This window comes from Marivirga arenosa (genome assembly GCF_030503895.2).
Lineage (GTDB): Bacteria > Bacteroidota > Bacteroidia > Cytophagales > Cyclobacteriaceae > Marivirga > Marivirga arenosa.
The window spans coordinates 2,775,763-2,790,169 of the sequence record NZ_CP129970.2 but is presented as its reverse complement, the minus strand read 5'-3'; the positions used below and the strand labels follow the sequence as shown (position 1 = coordinate 2,790,169).

Annotated in this window: 12 protein-coding genes; 4 read left to right on the top strand and 8 right to left on the bottom strand. The window is 30.5% G+C overall.

Annotated features, from left to right (window positions below; genetic code table 11):
• Positions 1-47 precede the first annotated feature (47 nt).
• Entirely contained in the window at positions 48-1,505 is a 1,458-nt protein-coding gene (locus tag QYS48_RS12190) for a HAMP domain-containing sensor histidine kinase (protein WP_308356140.1), read from the bottom strand.
• Positions 1,506-1,790: 285 nt separating this feature from the next.
• On the opposite strand from QYS48_RS12190, the gene kbl reads away from it, so the two are divergent.
• Positions 1,791-2,978, top strand: a complete 1,188-nt coding sequence (gene kbl, locus QYS48_RS12185) for a glycine C-acetyltransferase (protein ID WP_308356139.1) — start codon at positions 1,791-1,793, stop codon at positions 2,976-2,978.
• Positions 2,979-3,015: 37 nt separating this feature from the next.
• Here the strand turns inward: kbl and QYS48_RS12180 are convergent, their stop codons facing one another.
• Complete coding sequence (locus tag QYS48_RS12180; protein WP_308356138.1) at positions 3,016-4,095, bottom strand: hypothetical protein; 1,080 nt, start codon at positions 4,093-4,095, stop codon at positions 3,016-3,018.
• A 603-nt stretch (positions 4,096-4,698) separates the two neighbouring features.
• Between QYS48_RS12180 and QYS48_RS12175 the strand changes: the two genes are divergently transcribed.
• The 3 genes from QYS48_RS12175 (at position 4,699) to fmt (ending at position 7,684) form a co-directional block, all read left to right on the top strand.
• A complete protein-coding gene (locus QYS48_RS12175; protein ID WP_302101530.1) occupies positions 4,699-4,848 on the top strand; it encodes a hypothetical protein in 150 nt (49 codons plus the stop codon).
• A 35-nt stretch (positions 4,849-4,883) separates the two neighbouring features.
• Entirely contained in the window at positions 4,884-6,692 is a 1,809-nt protein-coding gene (locus QYS48_RS12170) for a tetratricopeptide repeat protein (RefSeq protein ID WP_308356137.1), read from the top strand.
• A 74-nt stretch (positions 6,693-6,766) separates the two neighbouring features.
• Positions 6,767-7,684, top strand: a complete 918-nt coding sequence (fmt, locus tag QYS48_RS12165) for a methionyl-tRNA formyltransferase (protein ID WP_308356136.1) — start codon at positions 6,767-6,769, stop codon at positions 7,682-7,684.
• Here fmt and lpxB read toward each other — a convergent pair.
• From lpxB to QYS48_RS12135, 6 genes are all read right to left on the bottom strand, one after another.
• Positions 7,679-8,785, bottom strand: a complete 1,107-nt coding sequence (lpxB, locus tag QYS48_RS12160; protein ID WP_308356135.1) for a lipid-A-disaccharide synthase — start codon at positions 8,783-8,785, stop codon at positions 7,679-7,681. The two genes, fmt and lpxB, sit on opposite strands and share 6 nt — an antisense overlap.
• A gap of 10 nt (positions 8,786-8,795) precedes the next feature.
• The gene (locus tag QYS48_RS12155) at positions 8,796-9,446 is read right to left on the bottom strand and encodes a response regulator transcription factor (RefSeq protein WP_302101533.1); all 651 of its coding nucleotides are present in this window, start codon (positions 9,444-9,446) and stop codon (positions 8,796-8,798) included.
• Positions 9,447-9,570: 124 nt separating this feature from the next.
• On the bottom strand, positions 9,571-10,290 hold the full coding sequence (locus QYS48_RS12150) for an ABC transporter ATP-binding protein (RefSeq protein WP_308356134.1): 720 nt from the start codon (positions 10,288-10,290) through the stop codon (positions 9,571-9,573).
• Between the two features lie 83 nt (positions 10,291-10,373).
• A complete protein-coding gene (locus QYS48_RS12145; RefSeq protein ID WP_308356133.1) occupies positions 10,374-13,382 on the bottom strand; it encodes a hypothetical protein in 3,009 nt (1,002 codons plus the stop codon).
• A 7-nt stretch (positions 13,383-13,389) separates the two neighbouring features.
• Entirely contained in the window at positions 13,390-13,677 is a 288-nt protein-coding gene (gene gatC / locus QYS48_RS12140) for an Asp-tRNA(Asn)/Glu-tRNA(Gln) amidotransferase subunit GatC (RefSeq protein WP_302101539.1), read from the bottom strand.
• Positions 13,664-14,407 carry a lysophospholipid acyltransferase family protein gene (locus QYS48_RS12135; protein WP_308356132.1) on the bottom strand — a complete coding sequence of 248 codons (744 nt, stop codon included), beginning with the start codon at positions 14,405-14,407 and terminating at the stop codon, positions 13,664-13,666. The genes gatC and QYS48_RS12135 overlap by 14 nt, the downstream gene beginning before the upstream one ends.

The window sequence follows — 14,407 nt, the reverse complement described above, 5'->3', positions numbered from 1 at the left end:
TTTTAAATAAAATATTGATAAAGCCTCATCTAAATTTTGATGAGGCTTTATTCTTTATTATTAATTGGAAGGTAAATTTTTGCTGTGGTCCATTCTCTATCTTTACTTTCCACATTCATAGTCCCTCCTATCTTTTTCAGTATCTCTCTACTGTTATATAAACCCATTCCATTTCCATTTGATAATTCTGTTCCTCTATAGAACATATCAAATATGTGAGGTTTAACCTTTTCAGGGATTCCAATTCCATTATCAGTAATTTCAATTAAATGGAAATCTTCATTTTGGGTAACAGAAACCTCAATTTTAAAAGCATCTTTCCCTGTATCTCTGTATTGAAAACTATTTTTAAGTATGTATTTAATGATAATTTCTAATCTATCATCATCAGTTCTAATGCTATAATCATTAGGTATTTTTAGTGTTACTTTTGGCTTAAGATTATAAATATTATTAACAAATAATATTAATTGCTCAACCAAATCTCTGAGGTTAACTTCTTTTAAATTAACATGTGTATGAATATTTGTTGCTACATTACTTATATCATTCACAAAGCCATTTAACAGCCTTAAATTCAATCTTAAATGATGTTTAAGTTCGTTAACTGTTTGAACGTCTGAAATCTCAATTACCTTCAATAGTCCTTCTAAAGAAGCAACAGGACCTCGTATGTTATGAGATACACTGTACAAAAACTTATCTAATTCGTGGTTAATCTGATTTAAAGCTAAATTCTGTTTTGTAATCTCTTCCGAAAAATGAATGTTTTCAGTTACATCTTTTAGAATAAAAACATAACCATTATCCGATTTTTCAATTGAGTCAACTTTTACAACTGTAGCATCAATGAATATTTCTTTTGATTTACTAAAATTCCTGATGACACAAGAGAAACTAATTTCCTGAAGGCCAGATTTAAGCTTATTAATTTTGTTCCAAAACGCAGAAATATCCTTTATATAAATGGCATCTATAAACTTAAATCTATTTTCAAACTCACGACCAAATAACTGTTTTATTCTTTCATTATACCAAATGGATTCAAATTCATCATTGGTGAAAATTATGCCACTAGGGATTTTGTTAAGTAATTTGTTTTTGTTTAATGAGGCTAAAAAGTGATTTTCTGATTTAGTTGCTTTATTCTCTAGGTTAAATTTTTCTAGATTTAATATTTGTACAAGAGCCTTACCATCTGAATTATATAATTTATTAAAGTAAATTTTAAACCCATCAGCTTGAAAATTAATAGTTTGATTGAGTCCAAACTCTTCAACTTTATTTTTAAAATAATCTAAAGCATCAGATAAAAGTTCTTTATTTTTTAAAAATTCATCGTTTATTTTTAAAATTTTGCAAGAATCCAGATCAATGATAAACATTGGATCATTACAATTTTCAAATACATCTGCAAAAGCGATAAAGCTCTTATCCATATCTTGATTTACGGAAAAGGGAACATTAAGATTCTTAATCAGTTTATGGTCTAAATGTTCAATCATATTTCAAATTTATACCCGATTCATAGTATAAAAAAATGGCTTAATCGAAATACATTACAGTTGTATAAATTGAATTGAAAATAAAAATAGTGCCTTTTATTTGGGTTATTAAGATAAAAGTAAGTGGAATTACTTATTGATCAGTTATTAAAAACTGTAATTTCACTTAGCTTACATTCAGAAAACATTAAAAAAAGGAATAAATAATACAGTTTTATTATTAAAGTTTTACTGGAGAATAATCCAATGAAACTTATCTTTGCTTAAAGTCAAAAAGAAAACAATATGTACGGAAATCTTCAAAGTAAATTACAAGGTGAACTTGAACAGCTAGAAAAAGATGGCCTTTATAAAAAGGAAAGAATTATTACTACTCCACAGGGAGCAGCTATTAAAACTGATACTGGAAAAGAAGTACTAAACTTTTGTTCTAATAATTATTTAGGTTTATCATCTCATCCAAAGGTATTAGAAGCTGCAAAAAAAACCTTAGATACTCATGGATTTGGAATGTCCTCGGTAAGGTTCATTTGCGGTACACAAGATATCCATAAAGAACTAGAGCAAAAAATAGCAGATTTCTTAGGCACAGAAGATACCATATTATATGCTGCAGCATTTGACGCTAATGGTGGAGTTTTCGAACCAATTTTAGGCCCGGAAGATGCTATCATATCCGACTCTTTAAATCACGCTTCAATTATTGATGGTGTGAGATTATGTAAAGCGGCAAGATATCGTTACCAAAATAATGATATGGATGATTTAGAAGAGCAATTAAAGAAAGCTGAGGGAGCTAATAGTAAAATTATAGTGACTGACGGTGTATTCTCTATGGATGGCTATGTGGCTCAATTAGATAAGATTTGCGATTTAGCTGAAAAATATGATGCCCTTGTTATGGTAGATGATTGTCATGCTACTGGTTTTATTGGTAAGACAGGTAGAGGTACCCACGAACTCAACAATGTTATGGGTAGAGTGGATATTATTACTGGTACTTTAGGAAAAGCATTGGGCGGTGCTATGGGTGGATTTACTTCTGGTAGAAAAGAAATCATTGATATGCTACGCCAAAAATCAAGACCTTATTTATTCTCCAATTCCTTAGCTCCTGCAATTGTAGGAGCATCTATAGCTGTTTTTGATTTATTAAGTAGCTCTACTGAACTTAGAGATAAGTTAGAAAATAATGTTAATTACTTTAAAGAGAACATTAAAAGCGCAGGTTTTGATATAAAGGATGGTGATTCAGCAATTGTTCCTATTATGGTTTATGATGCTGCATTATCACAAAAATTTGCAGACAGATTGTTGGAAGAAGGAATTTATGTCATTGGATTTTTCTATCCTGTAGTACCAAAAGAGCAGGCAAGAATCAGAGTGCAGTTATCAGCTGCTCATGAAAAGGAACATTTGGATATGGCAATTGATGCGTTTACAAGAGTTGGAAAAGAATTAGGAATTATATAAGTATAAAAACCGGAGCAATATTGCTCCGGTTTTATCATTAACCTAAGTGATATATGGAATCTTGTTTGGCCTCATATATCCTAAACATCGATCTTATATAATCTTCCATCTCTTCAGAAACTGTCTTTATTTTAGAAGATATTTCTTGAAGATCATTTCGATCGAATTTTTCAATGTCAATTAAATTAGTAAGACCTTTCATAGTTACTACAGGTCTTCTCATGATATGGGAAATATCAAATATAATTTGATCAAGCAAAGTAGAGTAAGCCTTTTGTAGATTGAAATCTTCAAGGACTCCAAAGAATTTAAATCTACCATCTTCAATTCTTTTGATATAAAGCTTAATCAAATAGTATCTTTTCTCCATTGTTTTGTTAGTACAACCATAAACATATTCCATATTATGATCTCCTCCTACTTGTCTGATATTTTCATAAAAATCAGATAGAGGCATGCTCAATAGCTTACTAAGCCTTTTACTTTTTGATTCCTCAAATTCAAAAGCAGGGTGCTTTCTCATAAGGTGCTTACTAAATTTAACATCTAATATTTCCGAATCCTGGTTAATTTCTGATTCAAAAAAAGAAGAGGGTAAATTATCAAAATTCAATTGGTAAAGTGAATGATTAATTAGTTCATCTAAATAGGAATGAAATATTGAATTAATATATTCACCTAATGATTCCATCTTTTGAAATAATTGATCAAAATCATTTTTATGATGATCAGGCAACATAATTCCTAGCATACCCTTAATTTGCTGATCATCATCTACTAAAGGATAAATAAGTAATTGTCTACCCTCTTCAAAATCATTAAAAATATCAATTTTATTAAATAATGTGTGCAGTTTAAAATCTGGCACATAAATAACTTCTTGTTGTAATCGAGCTATTTTAGACTTAAATGAATTTATATCTAAAGTTATTTCAGTATGTTGATCATTTTCAACAGAATAAATTTGTTGGAAATCTTCATCCCATAATACCAAAAATGAACGTGTAGAATCTGTAACTTCTGCAAGCATTTTTAATGCAGGATTCATTTTCTTTTGCAATAGATGATGCTTGGCTAGAAAGGTACTCTTTATGGATGTAGTACTGGAGTATGTCATCTTATGCGGTTTTAATGATAGCCCCTATGCTACATATGTATATTTTTTATTAAAGCTAAAAAAACCCTCTAAGATGGAACAAATGATATCTTAACAACAATAGGGGAGAAGTTATCTATCACTTTTAATATGTCCCATCTTATCGGGTGATGTCGCTATATAATTAAAGGTCTTGGTTGAATGCCTAAAGCATAATTGATTAACGACATTTCAAAGGTAGCACAGTGAGAACTTCTGTCAAACACCATAAATGGGGTATTTTAAACTATTTTAGGGGTAGTTCTATTTCAATTTGGTGGTTAATAATTTAATTTTAATCTGATGATATAATACTAATGAAAAGCCTAAGAAATAGTTAAAACCCAGCTTTACCATTGATTTTCAACAATTTAAAAATCTACATTATTATTTTATTATAAAGATTAAAGTCGATTAAAAACCCCATTTTTATTTTAATTTCACCCCTTTTTTATTGGATAGAATAAGAATAGGTAATAAATATAAGCCCAAATAATAATTTAAATAACCTCTAAACTAGTGTTTTCCAATTAGTTAAATAGTCCTAATATTGTAAAATCATTAACAACACTAAACAATAGGATTATGAAGACTTTAAAAACAATCAAATACGCATTAATATTAGCTTCAATATTTACATTCTCAGCTTGTGAATTAATCGAAGAACCAAATTTTGATACTACTGAATGTACTTCAGGATGTAGTGAATCTACAAATACTGATATCGAAGAGTAATTTTTTTTGTAATCTCATTATAGTATCTTAGAATAATGAGATCATTAATAATAATCTGGTTACTTTTCATCTATTCTCTGAATACCATTTGCCAAAAGTCAGAAAATACATTTTATGAAAAAGCTAAATCTTTACGATCTAGAAAAGAATATGATTCATCAATAAATTATTTTTTAAAGGCGGTTGAATTATTCAAATCAAATAATGATTCATTGGGGATCTCAAAATCATACAATTATTTAGGAATCAATTATAATCAAACAGAAAATAAAGAATTAGCTCTAAATTATTATTATGATGCCATAAGAATTAATAAAAAATTAAATTACGATAGAGGTTTAGTTAGTAATTATAATAATCTAGGTAATTACTATAATCCTTCCAATATAAAATTAGCACTTGAATATTATAAAGCTGCAAATAAATTAATAGGGAATACTAAAGATAGAAGAAAGGCAATAATAAATATGAATATTGGTACTATTTATGCCTCTAAAGATACTATTTTCTCTAATAATGATTCAGCAATTTATTATTATTTAAATTCACTCCAATCATTTAATAAAATAAAGGACACATTTAATATTGCTTCCATTTATCATAATTTAGGTGTCTTGTATGAAAATGAAGAAAATTTAGATGCATCTATCAAAAGTTATAACAAAGCATTAGAATTATCTAAATTTTTAGATAATGATTACATGGTTGCCCAAGAATATATGTCTGTTGGTAATATTTTATTAAAAGAAAAAAAATACCAAGAGAGCCTGGATAAATATGAAAAAAGTCTTCAATTGGCAAAAAAGGTTGGAGATGAATATAGAAAAATGCACTTATATTCAAATATTGTTAAAGTGAAAATGCAATTAGGTGAAGTTCAAGAAGCATCTAATTTTTTTGAAAAATTTAATAACCTCAGAGACTCTTTATATAGTACCGAAAGAATGAAAGAGGTTAAAAACCTGGAAACTAAATACGAAACCGAACTCAAAGAAGCTGAAATTAAAGAACAGCAAAAGGCTATTGAGCAGAAAAACTTTCAGAAAAATTTATTCCTTGGCCTCAGTTTCTTCTTAGTATTATTGGTCATATCTACTATATGGTTCTTCCTTCAAAAGCAAGATTACCTTAAAAAATTGAAGAATGAGGAAATTGCAAACATGAAGACAGAACAGGAATTAAAAGAGCTTAATGCTATGATGCACGGCCAGGAAGAAGAAAGGAATAGAATTGCTAGTGATCTGCATGACAGATTGGGTGCTCGACTATCCTCAATAAAATTATTATTTCAATCAGGTCAAAATGGAGATTCTGAAAGCTTAAGGGAAAAATTGCTAATCAATATTAATGAAGCCATAAAAGAAACCCGAGAGATCTCCCACAATTTATCTACCGATATGTTAAGTCGTTTTGGACTTGAAACAGCCTTAAAAGACATTGTTAGAACTATAAATGATGCAGAGAAAATAAATGCTGATTTATCAATATACGGTTTACAAAAACGCTTGAGTCTGGAAATAGAAAGGAATATCTACCATATAGTTTTAGAATTAATTAATAATACTATCAAACATGCTGAAGCTCAACAGATTTCTATTCAGATAAGCTTGGTAGATGATGAAATTAATTTGTTTTATGAGGATGATGGTAAAGGATTTGATGTACAAAATGTTGTAGATTCAGGCTTAGGTATGAGAAGTATTTACGCTCGTATTAATACTATTAATGGTGCTGTTTATTTTAATTCAAAACCTGGACAAGGTATTAATGTTGTCATGAATATCCCTGTAAAAGAGGTGGAAGAAAACATTAAAAGTCAAAATTACAAAAGCAAACTTGCTTAAAATTAACTCCTCCAATTTTAACTTAATCACTAGTTCCTCTTAATAATTCATATCTACATTCCTATCTTTGTGATATGAATAAATTAAGAATTGTATATATGGGTACTCCTGATTTTGCGGTACCTTCATTAAAAATATTAGTTGAAAATAAATATGATATAGCAGCAGTAATTACTGCTCCAGATAAGCCTAAAGGTAGAGGTCAAAAAATGTCAATTTCTCCAGTGAAGGAATATGCACAGTCTGTAGGTTTAAAAATATTACAGCCGACCAATTTAAAAGACCCGAACTTTCAAAAAGAACTTAAAGACTTGAATGCTAATCTACAAGTAGTAGTTGCTTTTAGGATGCTTCCAGAAGCGGTATGGTCAATGCCTGAAATTGGTACATTTAATTTACATGCATCCCTCCTGCCACAATATAGAGGAGCAGCTCCTATCCATTGGGCGGTTATGAATGGAGAAAAAGAAACTGGTTTAACTACATTCTTTTTAAAACATGAAATAGATACAGGGAGCATAATTATGCAAGAAAAAGAATCTATTTCAGATGTGGATACCACGGGAGAAGTTTACGAAAGACTTATGAAAAAGGGAGCTGATCTAGTATTAAAAACGGTTCAAGCTATCGAAAATGATGATTATGCGCTTACTCCGCAAGATGAGAATCAAAAATTGAAGCATGCTCCTAAATTATTCAAAGAAAATACTGAATTGAAATGGGATCAGCCTGCAGAAAAACTCTACAACTACATCCGGGGATTAAATCCTTTTCCTAGTGCATGGGCAATTATAAATGATAAAAAATATAAAATTCATTCCTCTTCAATAGTTGATAAAAATAAGACGGGAAATATTGGAGAAATTATAAGCGATCATAAAAGCTATTTACATATTCAATGCAATCCTGGTATTATTTCATTAGAGAATATTCAACCTGAAGGTAAAAAGAAGATGCCAACCGCTGATTTTTTCAGAGGAAATAAATTATAAAGAATCTTGCTGGATATTTTTAATGATTAACTCAGCTGTATTCTGAGAAGTATTTTCAGAACCTAGAATACTTCTCAGTTCTTCATATTCAGTTTTTTGTTTTTTAAATTTTTCACCTTGAGGTAATATCATTTGTAATTCATTTGCAATTTTTTCTACCGTAAAATCCTCCTGAATTAACTCTTTAACTACCTCCTTACCCATGATAAGGTTTACCAGAGATATAAACTTTACTTTAACTACTCTCTTCGCAATTGCAAAGGAGATCTTACCTGCTTTATAAACGACTACTTGAGGCACTTTAAATAAAGCAGTTTCAAGAGTTGCGGTACCAGATGTCACAATCGCAGCTTTTGCATGACTTAATAAGTCATAGGTTTGTTCAAATAATATATCAATGTTTGCTTCATTTTCTACATTTCCATATAATTCTGAATCCAGATTATTAACACCAGCAATTACAAATTGCTCTTTAGGGAATTTTTTTGTGACCTCCTTAAGGTTAGCAAGCATATGTAAAACCTCCTGCTCTCTGCTACCTGGTAAAACTGCTATCACTTCCTTATTTCTATATTTAAACTCAGGATTGGGCTCAAAAGCTCTAATAGCATCTAAAAGAGGATTGCCTACATAATCAACATCAAAATGAAAACGTTTGTAAAATTCCTTTTCGAAAGGAAGAATTACGTACATATGGTCAACATTGCGCTTAATGTTAAAAGCTCTTTTTTGATTCCAGGCCCATATTTTTGGGGAAATATAATAATGAACCGCAATATTATTTTCTTTGGCAAATTTGGCAATTCGCATATTAAAGCCAGCATAATCAATAAGAATTAAGGCATCTGGTTTATAATCCAGCAAATCCTTTTTACAGAATTGAATTTTCTTACTGATTTTACCATAATTTTTAAGTACCTCCCAGAAACCCATATAGGCCATTTCTTTATAATGGACTACTAAATCCCCTCCAGCTTTTTGCATTTTATCTCCGCCCCAGCAACGAACGTCAGAATTAGTATCAATTGATTTGAGGGCTTGAATTAAGTTTCCTCCATGTAAATCTCCAGACCGCTCCCCTGCTATTATGTAATACTTCATAATTCTAGATTTAGCCTAAATAACCTTTCTCATACGCCATTTTCACCATATGAGAAACGTTCTTAGCTTCAAATTTTTGAAGTAATAATTTTCTATAAGAAGTAATAGTATTGGGAGAAAGGTCAAGTTTATCTGAAATTTCACCGGATGTATCTCCTTCACTGAGCAGTTGCAATATTTTTCGTTCTGTATCGGTTAATTTAACACCACCATCAGATTCTCCATATACTCTCATTTTCATGGCCATTTTTGCCATTACATCCTGAGAAAAATAGGTCTTCCCTTCCATTAATCGTTTTACAGCCGATAATATTTCTGTTTCACTAACATTTTTGAGAACATAACCGTCCACTCCAACATCTAGTGCATTTTGAATATATCCTTCTCTATCAAACATGGAAAGGATCAATATTTTAGTTTCAGGAAATTTTTTCTTAATTTCTTCAGTAGCTTCAATACCATTTAAGACAGGCATATTTAAATCCATGATGACTACATCAACAGGATTTTTAGCAAGAAAATCTAATACTTCCTTTCCATTTGAAACCGTTCCAACTATTGACAACTCCTCTTTTGCAGATAATATTGATGACATACCACTGGCTAGTATTTCGTGATCATCCGCAATCAATATTTTTATTGGGTAAGATATCTCAGTCATAATCAATATTAAAATTAAGCAATCTTAATTAGAATTGTGCAATAATAAGGATAATTGAATGATTTCAACTATCCAATAATGAATCCTTGATTATAAGTAAAATAAGAATTGTAAAAAGTAGAATTTAAACCGCCTGTGTTCCAACTCTCGTGATGTTATCATTAACATTATCACTTTCAACTAATCCATCACGCATTCTGATAATTCTATGAGCGTATTGAGCAATATCATCCTCATGCGTTACCATCACAATTGTGTTGCCCTGATCATGTAATAATTGAAATAATTCCATGATTTCATAAGATGTTTTGGTATCTAAGTTTCCTGTTGGTTCATCTGCAAGAATGATACTAGGATTGTTTACAAGGGCTCTTGCAATAGCTACACGCTGTCTCTGACCACCCGATAACTCATTGGGTTTGTGATACGCTCTTTCAGCTAAGCCAACACTTCCTAAAACCTCTAATGCTCTTTCTTCTCTTTCAGACTTGCTATAACCCGCATATACTAAAGGCAGCGCTACATTTTCTAATGATGATTGTCTTGGTAATAAATTAAAAGTTTGAAAAACAAAGCCGATTTCCTTATTCCGAATTTCTGCTAAATCATTTTCGGAAGTTTCACTTACATCTTGACCTGCCAATTCATATTTTCCTCTTGTAGGAGTATCTAAGCAGCCAATGATATTCATTAGTGTAGATTTTCCTGATCCGGAAGGTCCCATGAATGCCACATATTCTCCCTTTTCGATATTGATAGATACAGATTTTAAAGCCTCCACAGTTTCAGTCCCCATTCTGTAGATCTTTGCAATATCTTGTGTTTTTATAACGGCTTGTCCCATTTATTTTAAATTAATTGATAGTTATTTAGTGAAATTTATGACAGAAGCATCAATTCCTCAAATTAAATTTGATGAACGGAATTTTACCACGGCATTTGTTCCATTTTATTTTTAATTGAATCGTATTGAGAAGAAAAATTCTCCCATTCGTCAGTACTTAACATGGTTGCTAGTTCTTCATAAGAATCTTCAGCATAAGAACTCAAATTTAATTGAAGTGCTTGTAAAGCATATAATTTTAAAATATTACTATTCCCTGAATTCAAACGGCTAGCTTCTACTAAAATTTCATAAGCTTTTTCTAATTTCTCCTGTTTATTAAAATACTTAGTACTCAAAATAACTGCGGACTCAAAAAATGCATTCTCATGTCCTAGCTTATTCATCACTTTATCTAATGATTTTCTATCATTAGTATTTTTCAATTTATAAGCTTCCCACACTAATTTATAGTTATAAGGATAAACTTGTAATTTAGACTCCTTTACTTGATTAACCAAACTCTCATCATCAGTAAAAGTAACTAAAAGTGCGATTAAGTTATTTTTATATATCGATAAGCCTTCTTCACTAATTGGTATATTCAAATTCTGCAATATATCCTTAGCTTGCTTGAATCGAGCATTTTTGATATGAGATTCAGCTTCATTTAAACGTAATAAGGATAAGAATGGAGAATTAGTTAAGCTATTTTTAATTGAATCAATTGATTCTTGTTGTAATGAAGTATTAGTTTTCAACCACAAGTATTTAAAACTGTCAGGTAATTGGTCTACATTTCCCAATAGCATTTGATAAAGTGGATCATTATCTAATAAATCATCAGAAATAGACTCCGCATTTACTTGTTTTTGATACAATTGAGCCGCTTCAAATAGTTGTTGATTCAAAATTAAAGCTATTGTTCTATACGTATTGGCTTTACTCATTTTTAAATCTGCTGCTTTAGCAAAATGATTTTCTGCTTCACTGTAAGCCTTTTGATCTAAATACCATAATCCATGAAGTAAATAATAAAAGCCGGCATCGGCAATGTTTTCATTTTCTAGTTCATAAATGTAACTATAAGCATCATTTATTTGACCAGAATAATTTAAACGAGCTGAGGAAACATATTTTAAAGATTTTGCGAAATCCTTATTCTCAGCTTTACTAATCAACCAGTTGATTGAATCAGAACTGAATGGTTTATTTTCGATCGTTTTATTTAAGGATTGATTAAAAATTAAAGAAAAATCATTGTAAGTTAAAACTTCAGGCATATCAGAAGCTGAAAGTACAACAGTGTCAATATACTTTCGCTTTCTATTTGCTAAAGCAAAGTAATTAGCCTTATACGGGACACTTTTTTCATTTAAAATACCAGTTTCAGGTAAATCTTCGTCAATACCTTTTTTAGTGAATAAAGCCAATCTATTTACACTAGACACTTCTTCAATTTCACTATCTGAGGCAGCTCTATTTGCTGCATCAAAATAAATAAAGGAGGAGTCGGTTTTATTAAGACGTTCGTAAACTAAGCCTCTCATGTTATGCAAATATGCATTATCAGGAAAGTCTTTTTGAGCCTCTTCTAACGTAAATAAGGACTCGAATATTAAATTTGCATTTAACTGCGCTTGCACTTTATTCAAATAAGCTTGAACACTCGGTCTTTTATAATTTGCTTGTGAAAAATAAGATGATGCTTCCGCCCAGTTTTTCTTCTCATATTCACTTTTACCTATCTCAAAGTTATGCTTGTGAGAAGTTACCGCATATTGTCTCGCAATTTTATAAGTAGTGAGAGCTTTCTCCTCCTCTCCTATGTATTCATAATAATCTGCAAGGCCATTATAATATCCTGATATTGCCTGATAGTAAGGTAAATAAGAAACTCTTAAAATTAACACTGCAACAATTCCAAAACCAACCGCTCTAACCAAATTGTAAGGAATATTAACTGGTCTGAATACTACAGGATATATTCCTAATCCAGAATTTAGTAATGCTACAAAATTATAGAGGACATAAAAGAAAAATAAAACGCCAAATCCAATATGAGAGAAGATGATCATATCTTCAAAAGTATCAATCAAGGGATCATTTCCAGTTCTAAAAATCCAGATCAAGACAGCAAAAGCCATAATTCCCATGGCTAAATACACATATCCACCTAGTGGCCTGAATATTAATTGCTTTTCAATTAATTCGCTTCTTTTTCTAAATCCCCAAATCCCTAGTATTGCAGATATTCCTAGAAGTACGAACTCATCCAAATAAATAATTTCAATACTGAGCAAGCCATCATTTTTAGCAAATGTTAAGCCTACATAAATTAAATAGAGCATTGAAATGATGATGAAGTGCACTAAATTTGAACTACCATCTCGATTCTTCTTTGCTGCCAACAAGTAAAGAATATGTAGAATTATATCATAAGCTACATTGAAAATAAAAATGATAGCAAGTATCACAGGAACTATAATACCATGGTGAGTAATAAATACTATTGGTGCTTCTACGGTTGAAGCTGTATTAATCAAAATCAATATTGCAGTTAATAAAACTGCAAAAAATAACCATCTTTTAAATAAACTAGCTTCTTCATTAAAAGCATGAAAGTAATAACCCACTGCTAAAATCAGAGTTACAAAAACGAAAGTAAATAACTGATTTTCAAAACCAAACAATCCGAGGAATTGTATTTTCAGTGTGATAATCCATATCACAAAAACTGATTGAAGAATAATAAACCACCATCTGCTTAGGTATGTTGAAGCGGTCATTAGGATAGAAAAAGCTAAAAATATTATAGCTGTTAATAAATAGGTATCTGATACTTGAAAGCCATTTCCTAATGATAAAAAAGATTGAAATACTATATAACTTCTGGCTGGAACCGCTAAGTCAAATACAAAGTTATGTACGTTTTGTAATGACAATTCTATACTTTGAGTCTTTCTTACCACTTCTTTAGGAAAAGCTATATCATAGCTATTCACCTGAGAGTAAAAACTAAAAGCCATTGTAATGACAAAAAGAAAAAGGAGCACCTGATAAATGCTCCTGTATTTATTTCTCCAGTTTTTCCAAAAATTAATATTATTCATAAGGTAATTATTCAATTACTTTTGGTACTCTAATATAGTTAGCATCCTTTTTAGGAGCATTTTTTAATCCCTGTTCATGAGAAAGTTGATTTTTTACTTCATCATCTCTCATTTGATTAACTTCAAATGACATAGAATCTAATGGTTCCACATTATCCGTATCTAACTCTTGAAGTTTCTCTACAAAAGAAAGCATATTATTCATGTCAGCAAGCATTTTATCCTTTGAATCTTCCTCAAATTCTAATCTCGCTAAATGTGCTATTTTCTCTAATGTTTCTTTATTGATACTCATACTCAATTTGAGTTTTTAATTCCTCAGAAATAATATCAAAAACCTTTTCTTTTAACGCTGGTACATCCTCCATATTGAGCCCCTCGGTAGAAATTGGTTCATGATAAACCATCCTCATTTTTCTTCTTGAAATCAATGGAATTTTTTCGTCTGGTAAAATTATCCAATTATCTGGAAGCGTCACAGGTACAATTGGAATTTGTTTTATAATTGCTGCTCTAAACGCGCCATCTTTAAATCGAGCCATTTCAGGAATTTTCCTTGACAAAATCCCACCTTCAGGAAACATCACTAAGGATCGATCCTCTCCCATTTTTTTTAATGCTAATTGAAATGCTTTGTAGGAATGCGTTTTACTTGCCCTATTTACCGTAACATGCAGCTTCTTAAACATATAACCGAATAAAGGTATTTTAGCTAAAGAACTTTTGCCTACATACACTACTGATTGAGGGGCAAAACCAAAGCTTACAATATCCAATAATGAAAAATGATTTGCACAATATACATATTGCTGCTTTACATCAATATATTCTTTTCCCTTAAATTCTTTTTTAATCCCTACTAAAAACAATGCGATATTCGCCCAAATTCTATTGACAACGATACAATGACGATGCCAATTTTTATTGAAAATTATAATCAAATAAAAAGGAAATAAGATTATGAATAATCCTACAAAAACAATTGCACACCAAAAAGTGTATATTTTCTTGAAAAAGTTTCGCAT

Excerpts from the sequence above, each read along its gene's own strand:
- QYS48_RS12190 (WP_308356140.1), bottom strand. The coding sequence starts at position 1,505 with ATGATTGAACATTTAGACCATAAACTGATTAAGAATCTTAATGTTCCC.
- kbl (WP_308356139.1), top strand. The coding sequence starts at position 1,791 with ATGTACGGAAATCTTCAAAGTAAATTACAAGGTGAACTTGAACAGCTA.
- QYS48_RS12180 (WP_308356138.1), bottom strand. The coding sequence starts at position 4,095 with ATGACATACTCCAGTACTACATCCATAAAGAGTACCTTTCTAGCCAAG.
- QYS48_RS12175 (WP_302101530.1), top strand. The coding sequence starts at position 4,699 with ATGAAGACTTTAAAAACAATCAAATACGCATTAATATTAGCTTCAATA.
- QYS48_RS12170 (WP_308356137.1), top strand. The coding sequence starts at position 4,884 with ATGAGATCATTAATAATAATCTGGTTACTTTTCATCTATTCTCTGAAT.
- fmt (WP_308356136.1), top strand. The coding sequence starts at position 6,767 with ATGAATAAATTAAGAATTGTATATATGGGTACTCCTGATTTTGCGGTA.
- lpxB (WP_308356135.1), bottom strand. The coding sequence starts at position 8,785 with ATGAAGTATTACATAATAGCAGGGGAGCGGTCTGGAGATTTACATGGA.
- QYS48_RS12155 (WP_302101533.1), bottom strand. The coding sequence starts at position 9,446 with ATGACTGAGATATCTTACCCAATAAAAATATTGATTGCGGATGATCAC.
- QYS48_RS12150 (WP_308356134.1), bottom strand. The coding sequence starts at position 10,290 with ATGGGACAAGCCGTTATAAAAACACAAGATATTGCAAAGATCTACAGA.
- QYS48_RS12145 (WP_308356133.1), bottom strand. The coding sequence starts at position 13,382 with ATGAATAATATTAATTTTTGGAAAAACTGGAGAAATAAATACAGGAGC.
- gatC (WP_302101539.1), bottom strand. The coding sequence starts at position 13,677 with ATGAGTATCAATAAAGAAACATTAGAGAAAATAGCACATTTAGCGAGA.
- QYS48_RS12135 (WP_308356132.1), bottom strand. The coding sequence starts at position 14,407 with ATGCGAAACTTTTTCAAGAAAATATACACTTTTTGGTGTGCAATTGTT.